22 protein-coding genes are annotated in these 20,543 nt (G+C 55.3%); 17 read left to right on the forward strand and 5 right to left on the reverse strand.

Annotated elements, in window-relative coordinates; translation table 11 throughout:
* The first annotated feature begins 103 nt into the window (after positions 1-103).
* The 12 genes from pilM (at position 104) to trpS (ending at position 10,206) form a co-directional block, all read left to right on the forward strand.
* A complete protein-coding gene (gene pilM / locus FD744_RS17950) occupies positions 104-913 on the forward strand; it encodes a pilus assembly protein PilM (RefSeq protein WP_160868900.1) in 810 nt (269 codons plus the stop codon).
* Positions 910-1,455, forward strand: coding sequence for a PilN domain-containing protein (locus FD744_RS17955; protein ID WP_237449412.1), 546 nt, complete (start codon positions 910-912; stop codon positions 1,453-1,455). The genes pilM and FD744_RS17955 overlap by 4 nt, the downstream gene beginning before the upstream one ends.
* Positions 1,448-1,942 (forward strand): hypothetical protein, encoded by a 495-nt coding sequence (locus FD744_RS17960; protein WP_034819623.1) that lies wholly within the window; start codon positions 1,448-1,450, stop codon positions 1,940-1,942. The genes FD744_RS17955 and FD744_RS17960 overlap by 8 nt, the downstream gene beginning before the upstream one ends.
* The gene (locus tag FD744_RS17965) at positions 1,932-2,312 is read left to right on the forward strand and encodes a HofP DNA utilization family protein (RefSeq protein ID WP_097119709.1); all 381 of its coding nucleotides are present in this window, start codon (positions 1,932-1,934) and stop codon (positions 2,310-2,312) included. The genes FD744_RS17960 and FD744_RS17965 overlap by 11 nt, the downstream gene beginning before the upstream one ends.
* Positions 2,254-3,513: a DNA uptake porin HofQ gene (gene hofQ, locus FD744_RS17970; RefSeq protein ID WP_160834628.1), complete on the forward strand. Its 1,260-nt coding sequence runs from the start codon at positions 2,254-2,256 to the stop codon at positions 3,511-3,513. Before FD744_RS17965 ends, hofQ begins: the two co-directional genes overlap by 59 nt.
* A gap of 481 nt (positions 3,514-3,994) precedes the next feature.
* A complete protein-coding gene (aroK, locus tag FD744_RS17975; protein WP_034820046.1) occupies positions 3,995-4,516 on the forward strand; it encodes a shikimate kinase AroK in 522 nt (173 codons plus the stop codon).
* Between the two features lie 39 nt (positions 4,517-4,555).
* Positions 4,556-5,644: a 3-dehydroquinate synthase gene (gene aroB, locus FD744_RS17980; protein WP_160868901.1), complete on the forward strand. Its 1,089-nt coding sequence runs from the start codon at positions 4,556-4,558 to the stop codon at positions 5,642-5,644.
* 182 nt (positions 5,645-5,826) lie between these two features.
* Positions 5,827-6,867 (forward strand): SPOR domain-containing protein, encoded by a 1,041-nt coding sequence (locus tag FD744_RS17985; protein ID WP_160868902.1) that lies wholly within the window; start codon positions 5,827-5,829, stop codon positions 6,865-6,867.
* Between the two features lie 96 nt (positions 6,868-6,963).
* A complete protein-coding gene (dam, locus tag FD744_RS17990) occupies positions 6,964-7,776 on the forward strand; it encodes an adenine-specific DNA-methyltransferase (protein ID WP_034819614.1) in 813 nt (270 codons plus the stop codon).
* 65 nt (positions 7,777-7,841) lie between these two features.
* Positions 7,842-8,525 (forward strand): ribulose-phosphate 3-epimerase, encoded by a 684-nt coding sequence (rpe, locus tag FD744_RS17995; RefSeq protein WP_034819612.1) that lies wholly within the window; start codon positions 7,842-7,844, stop codon positions 8,523-8,525.
* Entirely contained in the window at positions 8,509-9,186 is a 678-nt protein-coding gene (locus tag FD744_RS18000) for a phosphoglycolate phosphatase (protein WP_034819610.1), read from the forward strand. The genes rpe and FD744_RS18000 overlap by 17 nt, the downstream gene beginning before the upstream one ends.
* A gap of 15 nt (positions 9,187-9,201) precedes the next feature.
* A complete protein-coding gene (trpS, locus tag FD744_RS18005) occupies positions 9,202-10,206 on the forward strand; it encodes a tryptophan--tRNA ligase (protein ID WP_034819607.1) in 1,005 nt (334 codons plus the stop codon).
* A gap of 58 nt (positions 10,207-10,264) precedes the next feature.
* Here the strand turns inward: trpS and cysG are convergent, their stop codons facing one another.
* The 4 genes from cysG to nirB are packed head-to-tail and all read right to left on the reverse strand — an operon-like array spanning position 10,265 to position 15,370.
* Positions 10,265-11,629: a siroheme synthase CysG gene (gene cysG, locus FD744_RS18010; protein WP_160868903.1), complete on the reverse strand. Its 1,365-nt coding sequence runs from the start codon at positions 11,627-11,629 to the stop codon at positions 10,265-10,267.
* Positions 11,630-11,672: 43 nt separating this feature from the next.
* Positions 11,673-12,476, reverse strand: a complete 804-nt coding sequence (gene nirC, locus FD744_RS18015) for a nitrite transporter NirC (RefSeq protein ID WP_160868904.1) — start codon at positions 12,474-12,476, stop codon at positions 11,673-11,675.
* 30 nt (positions 12,477-12,506) lie between these two features.
* Positions 12,507-12,833 carry a nitrite reductase small subunit NirD gene (gene nirD / locus FD744_RS18020; protein WP_160868905.1) on the reverse strand — a complete coding sequence of 109 codons (327 nt, stop codon included), beginning with the start codon at positions 12,831-12,833 and terminating at the stop codon, positions 12,507-12,509.
* A complete protein-coding gene (gene nirB / locus FD744_RS18025) occupies positions 12,830-15,370 on the reverse strand; it encodes a nitrite reductase large subunit NirB (protein WP_160868906.1) in 2,541 nt (846 codons plus the stop codon). The genes nirD and nirB overlap by 4 nt, the downstream gene beginning before the upstream one ends.
* Positions 15,371-15,667: 297 nt before the next feature.
* Between nirB and FD744_RS18030 the strand changes: the two genes are divergently transcribed.
* Complete coding sequence (locus FD744_RS18030; RefSeq protein ID WP_160868907.1) at positions 15,668-16,951, forward strand: cytosine deaminase; 1,284 nt, start codon at positions 15,668-15,670, stop codon at positions 16,949-16,951.
* Positions 16,952-17,041: 90 nt separating this feature from the next.
* Here FD744_RS18030 and tsgA read toward each other — a convergent pair whose 3' ends face one another.
* Positions 17,042-18,220, reverse strand: coding sequence for an MFS transporter TsgA (gene tsgA, locus FD744_RS18035; protein WP_160868908.1), 1,179 nt, complete (start codon positions 18,218-18,220; stop codon positions 17,042-17,044).
* A gap of 262 nt (positions 18,221-18,482) precedes the next feature.
* Between tsgA and ppiA the strand changes: the two genes are divergently transcribed.
* The 4 genes from ppiA to FD744_RS18055 all read left to right on the forward strand — a co-directional run bounded on the left by ppiA (position 18,483) and on the right by FD744_RS18055 (position 20,518).
* On the forward strand, positions 18,483-19,055 hold the full coding sequence (gene ppiA, locus FD744_RS18040) for a peptidylprolyl isomerase A (RefSeq protein WP_034819591.1): 573 nt from the start codon (positions 18,483-18,485) through the stop codon (positions 19,053-19,055).
* 98 nt (positions 19,056-19,153) lie between these two features.
* Positions 19,154-19,318, forward strand: a complete 165-nt coding sequence (locus FD744_RS18045; RefSeq protein ID WP_072016960.1) for a YhfG family protein — start codon at positions 19,154-19,156, stop codon at positions 19,316-19,318.
* On the forward strand, positions 19,308-19,901 hold the full coding sequence (locus tag FD744_RS18050) for a putative adenosine monophosphate-protein transferase Fic (protein WP_058960598.1): 594 nt from the start codon (positions 19,308-19,310) through the stop codon (positions 19,899-19,901). Before FD744_RS18045 ends, FD744_RS18050 begins: the two co-directional genes overlap by 11 nt.
* Positions 19,902-19,942: 41 nt before the next feature.
* The gene (locus tag FD744_RS18055; RefSeq protein WP_160868909.1) at positions 19,943-20,518 is read left to right on the forward strand and encodes an aminodeoxychorismate synthase component II; all 576 of its coding nucleotides are present in this window, start codon (positions 19,943-19,945) and stop codon (positions 20,516-20,518) included.
* The last annotated feature ends 25 nt before the right edge of the window (positions 20,519-20,543 follow it).

Raw genomic sequence — 20,543 nt, forward strand, 5'->3', positions numbered from 1 at the left:
ACTTCGGTAAGCGCCTGAGTAATAGCTCGTTTTCTGCCTTGCCGCCACTCGAAAGATTGAGGGTCTCTCTTTTTTTACCTTAAAAGATAAGGAGATCGCGCATATGGCTTTTCAGCGCTGGCAAATTGGATTGGACATCCAAAACGGGCAACTCTGCGCCCTGGGCATTGAACGCCGACGTCATGGCTGGCAGTTACGCCATTGGTGGCAGCAACCGCTGCCGCACGATACGTTACGCAACGGCGTGTTGCAAACTACCCCACTGTTACAGGAGATGTTGACGCGCTGGCAGCGCCATCTGCCGAAACGCTATTCACTGCGAGTTGGCTTGCCCCCGCAACTGGTGTTGCAGCGAACATTGCCGCTGCCAGAAACCTCGCTCAGTGAGCCGGCAATGAGCCGTTATGTGGCATCCTCGGCACCACGCTTGTTTCCGGTTGAACCCGCCACGCTGTCGATTGACTACCGCTCGGCACGCAATGCAACGCAGCTGTGCATTACGGCGGCTCGGCGTGAAGTGATTGCGCAGTGGCTGGCGCCGTTAAAGGAGGCTGGCCTGCGACCCGATGTCTTTGAACTGAGCAGCCTGGCGTTGACCCAAATCGCCATGCGCATGCCGCTGCATCGTGACCAACTTTTAATCCATCCGCTTAGCGATCACTGGCTATGGACGTTAGCCGGTGAGCCGGGCACATCAGGCGCGGCCACAGAGCCTCTAACGCTGGCGAAACTGCGTGAAACCTTCCCTCAGGCATCCTCCATCTTTTGCACCTCGACCTACAGCCTGGCTGAACCCAGCGTGGCGCACTGTCAACCGCTTTCATTACTGCATTACCGGCAGCCGCCATTGCCCGCGCACGAAGGGGAATTTGCCATTGCGCTGGGTCTGGCGCTGCGCCCGGAGGATGCATGATGCTGGCCGTCAATTTATTACCCTGGCGCGTCCGGTTGCAGCAGCGCCGCCGCCAGCAAAGTTTTTCCCTGCTGGGATGCGTCCTGCTGGCGACTGTAATGATGGTGCTGTCGTTATGGTGGCGCGGAAGCCAGACACAGGGCCAGATGCACAGGACGTTGGCGGTGATCAGCCAACAGCATGAAGCGTTGCAACGCCAGTTGACGCGACAGCAACTGCTGCTGCAGCAACGCGATGAGCTATTAAAAGCGCAGCTGATACGGCAGCGTAAAAAGGATGAGCATCAGCGCTGGCAACAGTTCTGGCTGCGCTTGCCAATGTTGATGCAGGACACGCTTTGGCTCAAGCGGGTGGAGCGGCGCCAGGGCGTCTTGCTGTTCGAGGGGCAGGCGCAGAGCATGATGGCGATCCAGGATTTTCGTCATCAATTGATGCGGCAGCCGCTGTTTGCCGCGGTTAAACCGGCCAGCGTGCAGCGCCAAACCGCTGGGCACTATCGATTTGTCTTGCGCGCGCGGATGCAGGAGAACATTGGTGAATGATGCATTACAGCGCTGGCTCGCTTTAGCCCTGATGTGGCGGATTGCCTGCCTGTTAGGCATGTCCCTGCTGCTGATGCTTATGGCGTGGTGGATTTTGCTTCGCCCGCAGCAACAGGTTCATGCTGCCCAATTACGCCAGCAGGCGGTGATGTCACAACAGGTGATGCAGCGTCAGCAGCTATTGGCTGCACGACCTGCCATCAACGTACTCGAACAGGAAATCGCACGGTTACAGCAACCCATGAGTGGCGTCACTGAGCAAGTTACGCTTGAAGCCTTGATCACCGCGCGCGGCGATCAACTGGAAAGCTGGCTACCGGATAATCAGCCGCAGCAGTTACAGCTGCGACTCGGCTGGACGCAATTTGTTCCGCTGTTTTCTGAGCTGTCATTGACTCGCCTGCCTGTACCGCAGCGCTTTGAACTCAAAGAAGAGCAGGGAGCGCTGAACACACAGCTGTGGCTGGAGGATGGAGATGCGCCATAGTGCATGGCTGTTAGTGCTGTGGAGCGGCTTTACGCTGGCACGCGATCCCTTTCAGCCGCTGCCCGAGGTGCAATGTCGGATGCAGGTAGCTGAACCTGATGGCTGGCGGTTGCAGGGCATTATCGGTACTCCCACGCGCTATGTTGCCTGGCTACGCTCACCAGAAGGAAAAAATCATCGGCTTGGCCCTTCGGCTCGGTTACCGCGCTCAAGCTGGCAGGTGGCAGCATTAACCGCGAATAGCATGACCTTGCATGTCGCGCAAAGCTGCCCACCGCAGCAAATCATCTGGTCTATAAAAGGAGGATATTATGAAATGGATGACACTACTGCTGTGCCTGAGTTTGAGCCTGCCCCTGCAGGCAAATGAAGAACGCTTAAGCCTGGTGTTTGATGATGCCCCCGTTGAACGTATTTTGCAGGCGCTGGCAGATTATCAACAAACCAACCTGCTGATTGCACCTGGCGTTGAAGGGCGCTTATCACTGCGTCTGGAAAATGTAGGATGGGAACGCGCACTGGCGCTGGTGACCCGGCTGGCAAAACTCACCGTAGTGCAGGAAGAGGGCGTGCTGCTGGTTTATCCCGAAAGCTGGCAACAGATGCAGACACAACAGGCGAAAACAGAGCATGAGGAGCGGCAACAGCAACTTCCTCTCGAACAGCAGTCCGTCACGCTGCATTACGCCAATGCCAGCGATGTCTATCGTAGTCTGCAAGCGGAGCGTTCACTCCTCACTTCACGCGGCAGTGTCACGGTCGATAGCCGCACCAACAGCTTGTTATTGCGTGACACCGCCGCCGCGTTGCGTGACGCCTCGCGCTGGTTGCGCGCGCTGGATATGCCACTCGAACAGGTCGAGTTGTCTGCCCACATCATCACTATCAATGAAGAACATCTGCGTGAGCTGGGGGTGAACTGGCACACCGCACCTGCCCAAAGTGTGACGGCAGCCTTGCATCATCCACAGCTGGAGATCCCATTGGCGGTGAATAATCCTGCTTTGCGTGCGGGCGTTACGCTGGGTCAGGTCAGTGGCGGATTGCTAAATCTGGAACTCAGCGCGCTTGAGCAGGAGAACCAAATTGAAATCATCGCCAGTCCGCGGCTTTTTACCTCTCATCAGCAAACCGCTTCCATTAAACAGGGAACCGAAATTCCTTACGAGGTGAAGTCGGGCAGCAGTGGTGCAACGGCGATTGAATTTAAAGAGGCAGTGTTAGGGATGGAAGTGACGCCCATGGTGCTGGGGAATGGACGGATTCAGTTAAAACTGCGCTTAAGCCAGAACATGCCGGGGCGCAGCCTGAACGTGGGTGAAAGCAGCGTGCTGAGTATTGATAAGCAGGAAATTGAAACCCAGGTGACGCTGCGTGATGGCGAAACGTTGGCGCTGGGCGGGATTTTTCAACAACAGCGCATGCAGACCGAGCAGCGGGTACCTTGGTTGGGTGAACTGCCCCTATTGGGAACGCTGTTCCGTCAGCAAACCAAAGAACATAAAAAGAAGGAGTTGGTGATCTTCATTACCCCCAGACTGGTCAGGGAAGCAGCGCTTACAGCCGGATAAAGCGGAAAATTCACTCTGATTTGCCATCTGCGTTGACGCAGGGCAGGAATTAGCTTACAAGGTTTAGCGATTTTTAAAACGGTGTAGCGGAACGCGGCAGGATAACCTTCCGATGGGCGTCAGTCACAAGCGATACTGGCGTCAGAATATATTTTCCTTAAATAAATTGAGTTAAAGCGCGGTGGTGAAAGCGTTCATTTCTAAGCTTATTTCTGTAAGTTTCAGGGATGAAAAGACACAGCCAACGCGCATGCTGCTTGAAGTGTGAAGGAAACAGGAGGGGCGTTACCGTCTCGCGAACCACAGACCGGTCCTGTTACAAGGTCGCCGGGGGCAATTTATTCGGTTGCCAAACGGCCATGAGTGTTGAGATAATTTTCCGTCTGACTCTTGTTAATGCTCATGAGGTCTCAGTTCCTGTCCCGCCAGCACTATGCTGAACGCGGGGTATCATCAACGAATTCTTAGTAATACCGATAAAATGGCAGAGAAACGCAATATCTTTCTGGTTGGGCCGATGGGTGCCGGCAAAAGCACTATTGGTCGTCAGTTAGCTCAGCAACTCAATATGGAATTTTTCGATTCCGATCAGGAAATTGAGCGACGTACCGGAGCGGATGTAGGCTGGGTATTTGATGTGGAAGGCGAAGACGGTTTCCGCGATCGCGAAGAGAAGATCATTAATGAACTCACCGAGAAACAAGGCATTGTCCTGGCGACCGGTGGTGGTTCTGTCAAATCCCGTGAAACCCGCAATCGTCTCTCCGCCCGCGGCGTGGTCGTTTATCTTGAAACGACTATCGAGAAGCAACTTGCTCGTACACAGCGTGATAAAAAACGTCCGTTGTTACAGGTTGAAGAGCCACCGCGCGAAGTACTGGAAGCTTTAGCTGGCGAACGTAATCCACTTTATGAAGAGATCGCTGACGTCACTATTCGCACTGACGATCAAAGTGCAAAAGTTGTCGCCAATCAGATCATCAACATGCTGGAAAAAAATTAATCCAGCGCCCTGACGGCTCAGCAATAGGTATCGGTCATCATGGAGAAGATCACTGTCTCACTCGGGGATCGTAGTTACCCCATCACCATCGCTGCCGGACTGTTTAACGATCCGGCTTCTTTTTGGCCGCTAAAAGCAGGCGATAACGCCATGCTGGTGACCAATGAGACGCTTGCCCCGATCTACCTCGACAAGCTGTCAGCACTGCTTTCGCAGGCGGGCGTGAAGGTGGATCAGGTGATTTTACCTGATGGTGAAAAGTACAAGACGCTCGCTGTGATGGACGATGTCTTCACCGCGCTGCTGCAGAAACCGCATGGACGTGATACCACGTTAATTGCGCTCGGCGGCGGTGTGATTGGTGATCTCACTGGGTTTGCTGCTGCGAGCTATCAACGCGGTGTGCGCTTTATCCAGGTACCGACAACGCTGCTGTCTCAGGTCGACTCTTCGGTCGGCGGTAAAACAGCCGTCAACCATCCGCTGGGCAAAAACATGATTGGTGCCTTCTACCAACCAGCCTCAGTGGTGGTCGATACCGATTGCCTGGCTACGCTGCCGGCGCGCGAATTGGCGTCTGGTCTGGCAGAAGTGATCAAATACGGCATTATCCTCGACGGGGAATTCTTCCAGTGGCTCGAGCAGAATCTTGATGCGCTGCTGGCATTGGATCAGCAAGCCCTGGCCTACTGCATCCGTCGCTGCTGTGAACTCAAAGCTGAAGTGGTTGCCGCCGATGAGCGTGAAAACGGTCAACGCGCACTGCTCAATCTGGGCCATACTTTTGGTCATGCGATTGAAGCACACATGGGCTATGGCAACTGGTTGCATGGCGAAGCGATTGCGGCAGGCATGGTGATGGCTGCGCGAACCGCTGAACGTCTGGGACAGTTTTCTGCAGCGGATACCGATCGCATTATCGCGCTATTTCTGCGTGCCGGTTTACCGGTGCACGGCCCGGAAAGCATGAAAGCAGAAGAGTATCTTCCGCACATGATGCGCGATAAGAAAGTGCTGGCGGGTGAAATGCGTTTGGTGCTGCCTCTCGCAATTGGCCGCTCTGAAGTGCGCGCAGGTGTGGCACATGATATGGTGCTGGCTGCGATTAACGATTGTATAAAATACTGAAGATATCCGGAATAAGTTGAGCTGCAGCAAGGTGGCCATCGCATGCGTTCCAGGCGCTGACATCAGTGAGATGTCTGGATGATAGGATGCAGCTAACGTCGTTTCAGCTTGAAGTTTCACGGATAAAGCAGTGAGTGGTGATGCGGTGCGTGGGAAGCGTGCTGTTTTACGGAGGAGGCTAGATGGATGAGTTCAAACCGGAAGACGAGTTAAAACCTGATGCCAGTGACCGCCGTCCTACGCGGCCACGCAAAACGTCTTCTGCGCCGAAAGTGAAGGTACCTGTTTCTCGTCAGCATATGATGATGGGGATCGGCATCCTGGTTCTGCTGTTGGTAGTACTGGGCATCGGTTCGGCATTGACCGGTCCAGATGAAAAGAAACCAGCGACCACTGCTAATAATGGCAATGCGGCGCCAACGGCAACCGGCGGTGAAAAGAACATCGACCTTTCCGGCTCGACGTCCATGAGCGGCCAGCAAAACGCCACGCCTTCAGCGGAAGGAAACGCACCACAGACGTCAGCTGCATCATCCTCGCCAGCAAGCAGCGATTCCAACTCGATTTCTATGCCAGCGGTGTCTTCAACACCGACACAGGCTGCGCCTGTCGATACGCCAGCCAATCAGCAACGTGTGACGCTGCCGGGCGATCTCAACAGTGCGTTGAGCAACCAGCAAGGTCAGGTTGATAACGCCGCACAGGGTGCGCAAGGCAACAGTTCACTGCCCACTGCGCCTGCTACGGTGAGCGGTAACGGTAAAGCGATAACGCCTCCGGCGATGCGCTCTGAAACACCTGCGCGTGCTAATAGCAACGGTTCACGTGAAACGCACAGCAACACCGCGCATAAAGCGCCGGCCACGTCGAAACCAGTCGCCGGAGCAAAAGAGAATAAAACACATACCACCGCCGCTCACAATGCACCTGTGATTGCCAGCAGCGGTGCCAGTAAGTCACTGCCAACCGGTGGCAGCTACACGCTGCAGTTGAGCGGTGCGTCGAAAGAAGAGAGCCTGAATGCCTGGGCGAAGAAACAAAATCTGAGCGGTTATCACGTGTATAAAACCACGCGTAACGGTCAGCCCTGGTATGTGTTGGTCAGCGGTGCTTACGCTACGCCAGCCGATGCCAAGCGCGCAGTGGCATCACTGCCTGCTGAAGTTCGTGCGGCAAATCCGTGGGTAAAACCGTTGAGTCAGGTGAAGAAAGAAAGTCAGTAATTGATGTGGGGCTGCGATCATGCGGCCCCGTTTAAAGCGCAAAGCTGCTGTCGGTTCCACCACAGCCCATAATTAAGATGTAATAACCACGACAGCATGAAGAAAAATCGCGCTTTCCTTAAATGGGCCGGAGGGAAATACCCGCTGCTTGACGATATCCGTCGTCATTTGCCACAAGGTGACTGTTTAGTCGAACCTTTTGTGGGTGCCGGTTCCGTGTTCCTCAACACCGATTATGATCGCTATCACCTGGCGGACATCAACGGTGACCTGATCAATCTCTATAACATCGTTAAAAACCGCACGGTTGAGTTTATTGAAGACGCGCGGCAGCTGTTCACGCCTGAAGGTAATATCGCAGAGACCTATTACGCGCAACGTCTGGCCTTTAACGCCAGCAAAGATGAATATCAGCGTGCATTACTGTTTCTCTATCTCAATCGGCATGGCTATAACGGTTTGTGCCGTTACAATCTGCGCGGTGAGTTCAATGTGCCTTTTGGTCGTTATCGCAAACCTTACTTCCCGGAAGCGGAGCTGTTGTGGTTTGCCGAACGGGCGCAAAAAGCGACCTTTGTCTGTGAATCGTACGATGTTACTCTGAACAACGCCCCTGCTGGCTCAGTGGTTTATTGCGATCCGCCGTATGCGCCCTTGTCGGCGACGGCGAACTTTACCGCGTACCACACCAATAGCTTTAGCCTGCGCGAGCAGCAGCATCTGGCCGAGCTGGCAAATAAGCTGGCACATGAAAACAGCATACCGGTGCTGATTTCCAACCACGACACGCTGCTTACGCGTGAGTGGTATCAGAATGCGGTTTTACACGTAGTCAAAGCCCGGCGTTCCATCAGCCGAAGCATAAGTGGTCGCACTCAGGTTGACGAACTGCTGGCGCTTTTCCGCTAGCCTGTTTCGTCCGCGACCAACGCATTACGCCAGCTCTGGCTGGCGCACAAAATTGGGAGAATCGGATGAAACAATTTTTGCTGGCCCCTTCAATTCTTGCTGCTGACTTTGCTCGCCTGGGCGAAGATACCGCCAAAGCGCTGGCAGCAGGCGGGGATGTGGTGCATTTCGACGTGATGGATAACCACTATGTGCCTAATCTGACCATGGGGCCAATGGTGCTGAAAGCGCTGCGCGACTATGGCATTACGGCACCGATTGATGTGCATCTGATGGTGAAGCCGGTGGATGCACTGATTCCAGAGTTCGCTAAAGCGGGCGCGACTTACATTACCTTCCATCCTGAAGCCAGTGAGCACGTTGACCGCACACTGCAACTGATCAAAGAGCACGGTTGTAAAGCGGGACTGGTGTTCAATCCGGCGACGCCGCTCGATTACCTCGACTACGTGATGGATAAACTCGACATCATTCTGCTGATGTCAGTGAACCCTGGCTTCGGCGGTCAATCCTTCATTCCCGGCACGCTGGACAAATTGCGTCAGGCGCGTCGTCTCATTGATCAAAGCGGTTACGATATCCGTCTGGAAGTGGACGGTGGTGTGAAGATCGATAACATCGGTCAGATCGCGGCGGCAGGTGCGGATATGTTTGTGGCCGGTTCAGCGATCTTTGGTCACCCCGATTACAAAAAAGTGATCGACGAAATGCGCGGCGAACTGGAGAAAGTTAATGGCTCATTTCACTGATATCCGCGCGCTGGCGTTTGATCTCGATGGCACGCTGGTCGATAGCGCACCGGGTCTGTCACAGGCCATTGATCATGCTTTAGGCGACTTGCAGTTGCCGCCGCCCGGCGTTGCGCTGGCCTCCACCTGGATTGGCAATGGCGCAGATGTGATGATGACACGTGCGCTGACCTGGGCACTAGGCCGTGAACCGCACGCCGAGGAGCAGCGCGACGCGCGCTCGTTGTTCGATAAGTACTACGCCGAAACGGTGGAAGCGGGCAGCACGCTGTTTCCGCAGGTGAAAGAGACGCTGGCGGCGCTGCACGCCAAAGGCTTGCCGATGGCCATCGTCACCAACAAGCCGACGCCGTTTGTCGCGCCTTTGCTGCAATCGCTGGGCATTGCCGATTTCTTCACGCTGATTATTGGCGGTGATGATGTGGTAGTGAAAAAGCCCCATCCGGCAGCGATCTTCCTTGTTTTGGGTCACTTTGGCGTACTGCAAAAAGAATTACTGTTTGTTGGTGATTCTCGTAATGATATTCACGCAGCTCAGGCTGCGGGTGTACCTAATGTCGGTATGACATTTGGCTACAACTATGGCGAGCCGATTGCCGCCAGCCAACCCGATCTCACTCTCGATACTTTTAGCGAACTTTTGCCCGCTCTCGGGCTGTAATTATCAGGATATAACATGAGCAAACCCATCGTTTTCAGCGGCGCCCAGCCTTCCGGTGAACTGACCATTGGCAACTATATGGGTGCGCTGCGTCAGTGGGTGCAGATGCAGGATGATTTCCACTGCATTTACTGCATCGTCGATCTGCACGCCATCACCGTTCGTCAGGATCCGGCTGCGCTACGCAAAGCCACGCTGGATACCCTGGCGCTGTACCTTGCCTGCGGTATTGATCCAGCAAAAAGCACCATTTTTGTACAGTCACATGTGCCTGAGCACGCGCAGCTGAGCTGGGTACTGAACTGCTATGCCTACTTTGGCGAGCTGAGCCGTATGACGCAGTTTAAGGATAAGTCCGCGCGTTATTCTGAAAACATCACCGCGGGTTTGTTCGATTACCCGGTTCTGATGGCGGCCGATATTCTGCTGTATCAGACCAACCAGGTACCGGTGGGCGAAGATCAGAAGCAGCATCTGGAACTGAGCCGCGATATCGCCGGTCGTTTCAATGCGCTGTATGGCGATGTGTTCAAAATCCCTGAGCCGTTTATTCCGAAATCAGGCGCACGCGTGATGTCGCTGCTGGAACCGACCAAGAAGATGTCGAAGTCGGATGACAACCGTAACAACGTGATTGGCCTGCTGGAAGACACCAAAGCGGTGGTGAAGAAGATCAAGCGCGCGGTCACCGATTCCGCCGAGCCGCCAGTGGTGCGTTACGACGTGAAAGAAAAAGCCGGTGTCTCTAACCTGCTGGATATTCTTTCTGGTGTCACCGGTAAGTCGATTCCGCAGCTGGAGCAGGAATTCGAAGGCAAGATGTATGGCCACCTGAAAGGCGAAGTGGCGGAAGCGGTTTCCGGCATGCTGACTGAGCTGCAGGAGCGCTATCATCGTTTCCGTAATGACGAAGCTTTCCTGAATCAGGTGATGCGTGATGGCGCAACCAAGGCCCGTGCGCAGGCGCAGGAAACGCTGAAGAAAGTTTATGAAGCGGTGGGTTTTGTGGCTCAGCCTTAATCAGCTAGCTGCCTGACCTATGAACGGCGAGTTGTGACGACTCGCCGTTTTTTTATGTTTAAAACCAGCGCAACTGGCGGCGCAGGCTGACCACGCGCCCGACGATAATCAGCGCCGGGCTGGCAAACTGCTGCGCCAGCGTGCTGAGTTCGGCTAACGTCGCGGTTTCCACCTGTTGTTCTGGCGTGGTGCCGTTCTGCACGATGGCGACCGGCATCGCCGCATCCATGCCATGCTGCAACAGCTGGCGCTGGATCTCGGGTGCCTGATTCAGCCCCATATAGAACACCAGCGTTTGCTGCTCTGCCGCCAGCTTACTCCACTCAATTTCGCCCTGTTGTTGCAGATGACCGGTGACAAAGCGCACGCTCTGCGCATGGTCGCGATGCGTCAGCGGAATGCCGCTGTAGGCGGCACAACCGGAGGCGGCGGTAATACCTGGCACCACGCTAAACGGAATGTTGTGCTGTGCCAGTACTTCTAATTCCTCACCACCGCGACCGAAAATAAAGGGATCGCCGCCTTTCAGCCGTACCACGCGCTTGCCGCTCTGAGCCTGCTCTAACAGTAACTGGTTGATTTGCGACTGCGGCACGCAGTGATGTCCGGCCTGTTTACCGACGAAGATGCGTTCAGCATCGCGGCGCACCAGGTTGAGAATGGGTTCGGACACCAGACGGTCATACACCACCACATCGGCCTGCTGGATACACTGCAAACCTTTCAGCGTTAATAATCCGGCATCGCCTGGACCCGCGCCCACCAGCACCACTTCACCTTGTTGGGAGAGCGGCGCATCGAACAGCGTATCAACGATATGATCGGCGCGTGGCTTGTCACCATTCGCCAGCGTTTGCGCCAGACGATCGCTGGCAAAGAAGCGCTCCCAAAATGCCCGGCGCTGTCCCATGCTGGCGAAGGTTTTCTTCACCCGGCTGCGCAGTGTGCCAGCGAGTGAAGCCAGTTGGCCCAGATGCTGCGGCAGCATCGCTTCCAGCTTCTCCCGCATCAGGCGCGCCAGCACCGGAGCGCGGCCACCGGATGACACCGCAATCATCAGCGGGGAGCGATCGACAATCGACGGCATGATAGCGCTGGCTTCCTGCGGCGCATCCACCAGATTGCAGAAGATGCGGCGCAGTTCGGCAGCATCGCCCACTTGCTGATTCACAGCGTCATCGTCGGTGGCGGCAATGACCAGCCAGCAGCCCTCCAGCCACTGCTCTTCAAATGTGCCGGGCAATAGGTGCAACTTTCCCTGTTCAGCCCACTGCTGAAACGCAGGAGAGAATTGCACTGCGCCAACGTGCAGATCGGCACCGGCATCCAGCAGCAGGCGCGCTTTGCGCTCGGCGACATCGCCGCCGCCGACCAATAAACAACGCTTGCCTCGCAGACGGCAAAACAGCGGAAAATAGTCCATCGCTCATCCTCAAAAAAGCCCGCAATGTGCGGGCTTAGAAACGTTAAACCGATTTGAGCGCAGTGGCTTGTGGCGCCACTTGCGGCCGCTGAGCCTGTGGCGTGGCGTACCAGTATCCAAGGCCCATCAATACCATGCCAGAGAACATGTTACCCAGCGTCACCCACAGCAGGTTATGACCGATGCCGCTCAAGGTCAGGTCGGCATTATGCTGACCAAACCACGACAGTGCAAAGACCGTCATATTCGCGACAGAGTGTTCATAGCCGGAGGCGATAAAGGCCAGCAGGCACCACCAGATGGCAATGAATTTTGCCGTGCCTTCGGTGCGCACCGCCATCCAGATCGCCAGGCACACCAGCCAGTTACACAGCGCACCCTTAAAGAACAGCGCCATGGCGGGCTGCGTGGTTTTCGCCAGCGCCGCGCTGTGAATCAGTGCGCCTGAATTGGGCAGCATTGCACCGGCTGCGTAGTAGTAGAGCAGGGCGACAAACACCGAGCCAATCAGGTTACCCAGCCAGGTTTGCGGCAGTACGCACCACATCTGGCCCTGTCTGATGGTCCCGGCTTTAACGCCGACGGTGAGGAACATGGTATGGCCGGTAAACAGCTCCGACCCCGCAATGATCACTAGCGTCAGGGCGATACCAAAGGTCGCGCCCATTATTAGCGGCCGCCAGGCTGGATCGGCCAGATTGCCGAGAGTGAAAATCAGGATGATAGCGAGGCCGACGTAAGCGCCTGCCATCGCCGAGCTGATCCAGAAGGCCAGTGGGCTGTGTTGCGCCGTACGCACAATGCGTGCTGCGTTGTTGGCGCAGGTGTTCAGGGTGTCAGTAAACATAGTGACGTCTCATAAAGTGAAGGAATTCTGTCAGGCACACACTTCGACCTGGCCCGCCGTGACGCGCACCGAATAGCTCGCCACGGAACGGGTGGCATCTTCCAGGCAGACGCCGTCGCTCAAACGGAAGCGCTGTTTTTTCAGTGGGCTGGCGACCCACAGTGTGTGCTGATGTTCGGCAATCAAACCCCGTGACAGCACGCTGGCGGCGGAGAAGGGATCGATGTTACTCAGTGCATAGAGTTGCTCATCATCGTGCGGACGGAAGATGGCAATCTGTTGACCTTTCACCAGCGCACAGACGCCGGTGGCCGGCAGGATTTGTTCGAGTTCACATACGGAATGCCACTGGCTCATGCGTCTATCTCCTCAATCTGGGTGATGGCAATACGCTCGGCAGGGCTTGCCGGACGGTGCTGATCGCGCTGAGCGACGTGCTGCACCAGCGGATCGCGCTGATCGCTGTTGATGAAGGTGCTGAAGTGGATGTGCTGCCGGGGATCGTTCACCGTCGCAGCCCATTCACACTCGACTTCAGCCCGCAGTCGCGCCAGTTCAGCTTCCAGTTGCGTATTCAGGCTGAGTTTGTCATCGATAATCACGCTGCGCAGATAGTTGATACCGCCTTCCATGCTTTCCAGCCACAACGAGGTACGTTGCAGGCGGTCACCGGTGCGAATATAGAACATCATAAAGCGGTCGAGATAAGTCAGCAGGGTATCGCGATCCAGGTCCGCGGCCAGCAAATCGGCGTGGCGTGGCTTCATGCCACCATTGCCGCACACATACAGATTCCAGCCTTTTTCCGTCGCGATAATGCCGACATCTTTGCCCTGCGCCTCCGCACATTCGCGCGTGCAGCCCGAGACGCCAAACTTCATTTTGTGCGGTGTACGAATGCCTTTGTAGCGGTTCTCGAGCTCGATACCGAAACCGAGGCTATCGCCGACGCCATAGCGACACCAGGTGCTGCCCACGCAGGTTTTTGCCATGCGCAACGCTTTGGCATACGCCTGTCCGGTCTCAAATCCGGCATCAATCAGCTGCGACCAGATGGCGGGCAGATCGTCGCGCTGAGCACCGAACAGGCCGATACGCTGCGAGCCAGTGATCTTGGTGTAAAGGTTGTACTGGCGCGCCACCGCACCGATCGCCATCAACCCTTCTGGCGTGATTTCACCGCCGGGCGAGCGTGGGATCACCGAGTAGGTGCCATCTTTCTGAATATTGCCGAGGAACAGATCGTTGCTGTCTTGTAGCGGCGCGAGTTGTGGTTTGAGCACATAATCGTTCCAGCACGAGGCCAGCAGCGAACCGACGGTGGGTTTACACACTTCACAGCCATAACCCTGGCCGTATTTCGCCAGCAGCGCATCGAAGGAGGTGATCTCTTCGACACGAATCAGGTGATACAGCTCCTGGCGTGAATAGGGGAAGTGCTCGCACAGGTGATTGTTGACTTCGATACCCTGACGGCTCAGTTCCGCGTTGAGCACCTGAGTGATCAGCGGAATGCAGCCGCCGCAGCCGGTGCCGGCACGGGTTTCGCTTTTCAGCATCGCCACGGTATGGCAACCGCCTTGCACCGCGTTGACGATATCGCCTTTGCTGACATCGAAGCAGGAGCAGATTTGCGCGCTATCCGGCAGGGAATCGACTCCCAATACCGGTTTCTCGCCGCTGCCTGCGGGCAGAATCAAACCTTCGGGATTGTCGGGCAGTGCGATGTTGTTGAGTGCCAGCTGCAGCAGATTGCCGTAATCACTGGTGTCACCGACCAATACCGCGCCGAGCAGCGTGCGATTGTCTTCACTGACGATCAGGCGTTTGTAAATGTGTTTCTGTTCGTCGAGCCACATATAGCTGCGCGCGCCCGGCGTGCGGCCATGCGCATCGCCGATACCACCGACATCCACGCCCAGCAACTTAAGTTTGGCGCTCATATCGGCACCGGAAAAGGCACTGTCGCGTCCCAGCAACGCATCGCTGGCGACCTGTGCCATTTTGTAGCCCGGCGCGACTAAGCCGAACAGCCGGTTCTGCCAGGCTGCGCATTCGCCGACGGCATAAATTGCCGGATCGCGCGTCTGGCAGCGGTCGTTGATGGCGATGCCGCCACGCTGGCCGATTTCCAGCCCACACTGTTTTGCCAGCTTGTCTTGCGGACGAATGCCAGTGGAGAACACGATGAAATCGACATCCAACGCGCTGCCATCGGCGAATTCCAGCGTCTTACCGCCTTTAGCGTGGTGCACAATTTGCTGGGTATTTTTGCCGGTGTGCACGCGCACACCCATTTGTTCGATCTTACGACGCAGTTGCTCGCCACCTTGCGCATCCAGCTGTTCCGCCATTAATCCGGGCGCGAACTCAATGACATGGGTTTCGATGCCGAGGTTTTTCAGTGCGCCTGCCGCTTCGAGACCTAGCAGACCGCCGCCAATCACGGCACCGCGTTGGCTGCGGCGGGCACAGGCTTCTATGGCGTTGAGATCTTCGATGGTGCGATAGACAAAGCAGTCACTGCCTTCGGCGCCTCTTATCGGCGGTATCCACGGATAAGAGCCGGTGGCAAAAATCAGCGTGTCGTAATGCACCGCGCGACCGGTATTGGAGTGAATCAGTTTTTCATCGCGGTTGATGGTAATCGCCCGTTCACCGATCAGCAGGTTGACCTGATGTTTTTCGTAATAGCCGGGGCGAACCAGTGACAGCTCTTCAGCGGTGTGATGGGAGAAGTAGGCGGAAAGGTGGACACGGTCATAGGCGACGCGCGGTTCTTCACAAAAGACGGTAATGGCGAATTGGCCGGGCTCGGCTTTATCGATCAGTTCTTCTATAAAGCGGTGGCCGACCATGCCGTTGCCAATAATCACGACACTGTGCTTGCTCATGCTTGCCTCAAAAATTGCGGTATCTGCGCTTACGATAGCGCGCAATATCAGCCGCTTATTGATGCACATCAAGCGCACGGCCATATACCTATTTAGAGGTATGTAATTGATTTTGAAAGAAAATGATAAGTGGCTTATTTGATTGGATATTGTGCAGCATCGGTTGCCATCAGTGTCGCTGCTACAAACTGAGCTGAGGGCTTTTTTGCATGGTCATTTTGGCAGACTAAAAACCTATGGCACAGACGGAAAGATTTTCATGCTAGCTTAACCTGTGGCTTAAAACGGGAGGAAGGCATGGCGAATCGCACACTAAAGTGGATCAACAACCTGCGTCTGGCCGGCCAGCAGGGTCTGTGGCAGATGGAAATCAACGGCGGCAAAATAACGGCATTACGCCCCCAGCCACCGCAAATCACGCAGCAGGATGATGCGCTGGATGCCGAAGGAGGGCTGGCAAGTGCCCCATTTATCGAACCGCACATCCATCTCGACACCACGCAAACCGCCGGGCAGCCCGCCTGGAACCAATCCGGCACGCTGTTTGAAGGTATTGAACGCTGGGCCGAACGCAAAGCGCTGCTCAGTCACGAAGATGTCAAACAGCGTGCACAGCAGACGCTGAAGTGGCAAATTGCCAACGGCATTCAGCATGTGCGCACCCACGTCGATGTTTCTGATCCCACACTCACTGCGCTGAAAGCCATGCTGGAAGTGAAAGCGGAAATGGCGCCATGGATCGATATCCAAATCGTGGCGTTTCCGCAGGAGGGGATTCTCTCCTATCCCAACGGCGAAGCCCTGCTGGAAGAGGCGCTGCGCCTCGGTGCTGATGTGGTCGGTGCCATCCCACATTTCGAATTTACGCGTGAGTACGGCGTGGAATCGCTGCACAAAACCTTCGCGCTCGCCAACCGTTATGACCGCATGGTGGATGTGCACTGTGATGAGATCGATGATGAGCAATCGCGCTTTGTCGAAACCGTGGCGGCACTGGCACATCGTGATGGCAATGGCGAACGTGTTACCGCCAGCCACACCACGGCGATGCACTCCTACAACAACGCCTACACCTCGCGCTTATTCCGCTTGCTGAAGCTTTCAAAGATTAATTTTGTCGCTAACCCACTGGTGAACATTCACCTGCAGGGGCGTTTTGACAGCTATCCCAAACGCCGTGGTATCACACGGGTGAAGGAGTTGCTGGAAGCCGATATTAACGTCTGCTTTGGCCATGATGATGTGTTTGATCCCTGGTATCCGCTCGGCACCGCCAGCATGCTGCAGGTGCTGCATATGGGATTACATGTCTGTCAGTTGATGGGCTACGAACAGATCGACAATGGCCTGAGCCTGATCACCACTAACAGCGCGAAGACGATGCAATTGAAGGATTACGGTCTGGCGGTAGGTGACCATGCCAGTCTGATTATTCTGCCGGCTGAAAGTGGCTTTGATGCGGTGCGCAGACAAGTGCCTGTGCGCTATTCGATACGGCAGGGAAGCGTGGTGGCGGCAACGCAGCCCGCGAGCAGTGAAATCTATTTGGGTGAGGCGGAAGCGGTGACATTCCTACGATAGTCGCTGCATAAAAAGAGTGCGCAACACTGCGCACTCTCTTGCTACTGCACCAGGCAACAGAGGTGAACGTTCACCCCTGCACGTCACCGATTAGTGCGTAATATGGCCGTGCTGGCGATGTTTGGTCACAAAGCCCAGCAGCACGCACATCACAAACACCACGGCATACAAGCCATTAGCGGTAGAGAGTGCTGCATGTGCGCCGCCTTTCGCCACAATTGGGCCGGTAACCACAAAGGTCAGCATGGTGCCGACGGTGCCGCAGGTGAGGATAAAGTTCACCAGCTTCGGCGAAGAGACTTTGGTTTGCAGCGAGCCCAGCGTAATGATGGTGGTGTAGATAGCGCTGGAGCTGAAGCCGAGAATCATGATGATCCAGTGCAGCATGCTGGCGTCGTTGGTGGTGACAAACCAGTACATTAACCCGGTCGCCAGAGCCGCCAATACCATCAGGATGCGCTGCAGATCGAAGAAGCGCAGCAGGAAGCTGAACACCCACATGCCGACCATGTACGCGGTCCAGAAGTTACCGACGAGCTGACCAGCCGCCGCAATATCCATGCCCATCGATTTGGTGGCGTACTCTGGCACCCAGGAGATAAAGCCCAATTGACCGAGGATGTAGCACAGCGCCGCGATCGACAGGAACAACACGCCGATGCCCCATTTCTCTTTCTCGCCGCCTTGCACGGCTGCTTCGCTTTTCAGTTCCGGGAATTCCACCATCATCGTCAGGACAAAGATCGCGATGTAAATCACCCCGATGCAGGCGTATACCCAGTACCACGGCAGCATGCGCGCCAGCAGTACGCCAGCGATGATCGGGAAAATGGTACCGGCCATGCTGAAGAAGGAGTCGGTGAACAGCAGGCGCGAGCCACGCTGGCGACCATCGTACAGATGGGTAATCAGGAAGGTACCGATCGACATGGTGATACCGCTGACCACACCGAGCACAAACATGCACAGCGAGAAGACGGTCAGGTTATGGCTGGTCATCAGGCCTGCCACCGCGAGGATCATCAGCACAAAGCCAAAAATCAGCTGGCGTTTCAACGGCACAATCACCATCAGCCAGGCGTTAAGGAATACCGCGACCAGGATACCGGCATTCAGGAAGGTGAAAGTGTTGCTCATTTCTGAGATGGGCAACTGGAAGTATTGGGCAATATTATCCAGTACCATACCGGTAACGATCACCAGCGCGCCGGTGAGCGCGTAGGAGAAAAAGCTGATCCAGGTAAGGCCAATGCGATTACGGTTTGTCATGTTCTGAACCTGTGATGCGCCGGGATTGGCAAAAAGTGTCATGAATTGTAAATGCAACTGTGATCTTAATAAACAACGAGTGTAACGAGCGCGAAATATTTCATTAATAGTGTGATTTTCGTCACGCAAATGATTGCGCACCTCAAAAAGTATGACAATCGCAACATCAGCGTAAATATCGGTAAAACGCTGGCTCTTGTATAACTTGCTCTTTACAATCGATCTCGTTTTTGAGCTTGCACTCCATGGTAAGGAATCTTTCATGTTTAAACGTACTTTGACAGCGGCAGTCGCCCTGTTAGCGCTCTCTTCTGTATCCGCTACCGCTCTGGCAGCCAAAGGGGATACCCATGTGCTGCTCACCACCTCTGCGGGCAATATCGAACTCGAACTGAACAACCAGAAAGCCCCGGTTTCGGTGAAAAACTTTGTCGACTACGTCAACAACGGTTTCTACAACAACACTATCTTCCACCGTGTGATCCCGGGTTTTATGATCCAGGGCGGCGGTTTCACCACGGATATGCAGCAGAAGCAGACCGTGGCACCGATCAAGAACGAAGCCGACAACGGTTTGCGTAACCTGCGTGGCACCATCTCTATGGCGCGTACTGCAGATAAAGATAGTGCGACCAGCCAGTTCTTCCTCAACGTCGCGGATAACGCCTTCCTCGATCACGGTCAACGTGACTTCGGTTATGCGGTATTTGGTAAAGTTGTGAAAGGCCAGGATGTGATCGATAAGATTGCTCAGGTGCCAACCAAAGATGTCGGCCCGTACCAAAATGTGCCGTCAAAACCGATTGTTATCCTGTCTGCGAAAGTCCTGCCTTAATGAATTAACGCGCCGGCACTCGTCGGCGCGTTCTGCTGCTCTCCGGCAAAGCTAAAATTAGCTCTTATACTTAGGGCAAATTGCTTGTCGGAGGCGCAATGACCAGCCAACTCACCGAAAAACAGAAAGCCACCCTGTGGCAACAGCGCCGCATGGCCAGTTATCAGGCCAGTTGCCGTCTTGCCGGCTACGTACTCAGCGATATCAGCGCTGAGCAGCATGAAGAGCGACTTGAGTCACTAAGGAGGCAATATGGCGGATAACAGTCTGGCCGTGCGCGACCCTTATGTCTGGCACAACGACACGGTGTTGAAAAATCGTCTCGATATTCATGATGAAGCGCAGTTGCGTAAAGCGGAGCTGGCGTTTAGCGCTGCACGCCTGGCGACACTGGAACTCGGCCCGCGCAGCACCGGTATGCCCTGGTTATGCCATATTCATCGCACGCTGTTTCAGGATCTCTACAGTTGGGCAGGTGAGTTACGCAGCATCGATATCTGGCGTGATGAGACACCCTATTGCCATTGCGAATACATCGAGAAAGAGGGCAATGCGCTGATGAGCGCGCTGGAAGATGAGCAACAGCTGACAAACCTGACGCAGGATGAGTTTGTCGCGCGGCTGGCGCATTATTACTGTGAGATCTTCGTATTGCACCCGTTCCGCGCGGGCAATGGCCGCACGCAGCGCATTTTCTTTGAACAGCTGGCGCTGCACGCCGGTTACCTGTTGACGTGGGATAAGCTGGAACGAGAAACGTGGCGTACCGCGCTGTTTGCTGGTGTGTCGGGCGATCTGGCACCGCTGACGACACAGTTTGCGAAAGTGGTGAGTCCCGCACGGTAAAATGCGTAGAATAGCGGCGGTTTGACTGGCCTGAGGGCACTATGCTGCTGTTAATTGATAACTACGACTCCTTCACCTGGAATCTTTACCAGTACTTCTGTGAGCTGGGCGCAGAAGTGCGCGTGGTGCGTAACGATGCCATCACGCTGGCGGAGATGGATGCGTTGCCGCTGACGCATCTGGTGATTTCACCCGGTCCCTGCACGCCGGATCAGTCCGGTGTGTCTCTGGATGCCATCCGCCATTTTGCCGGTCGCTTACCGATTCTCGGTGTTTGCCTCGGGCATCAGGCAATTGCGCAAGCCTATGGCGCGCAGGTGGTGCGGGCTCTTCAGGTGATGCACGGCAAAACCTCTGTTATCCAGCACACCCATCAAGGCGTATTTCGCAACCTTAATAATCCGCTCACCGTCACGCGCTATCATTCACTGATTGTGGCGCGCGATACGCTGCCCGCAGAATTCGAAGTCACGGCCTGGAGCCTGCGTGATGGCGAGCCCGATGAGATCATGGGCTTCCGCCACCGTACGCTGCCCTTAGAAGGGGTGCAGTTCCATCCTGAGAGCATCCTCAGCGAGCAGGGCCATCAGCTATTGGCTAATTTCCTCAACGCGTAACTTATGTTTGCCTTCGTGTGATTTT

Source organism: Pantoea sp. Taur (assembly GCF_009830025.1).
Taxonomy (GTDB): Bacteria; Pseudomonadota; Gammaproteobacteria; order Enterobacterales; family Enterobacteriaceae; genus Pantoea; species Pantoea communis.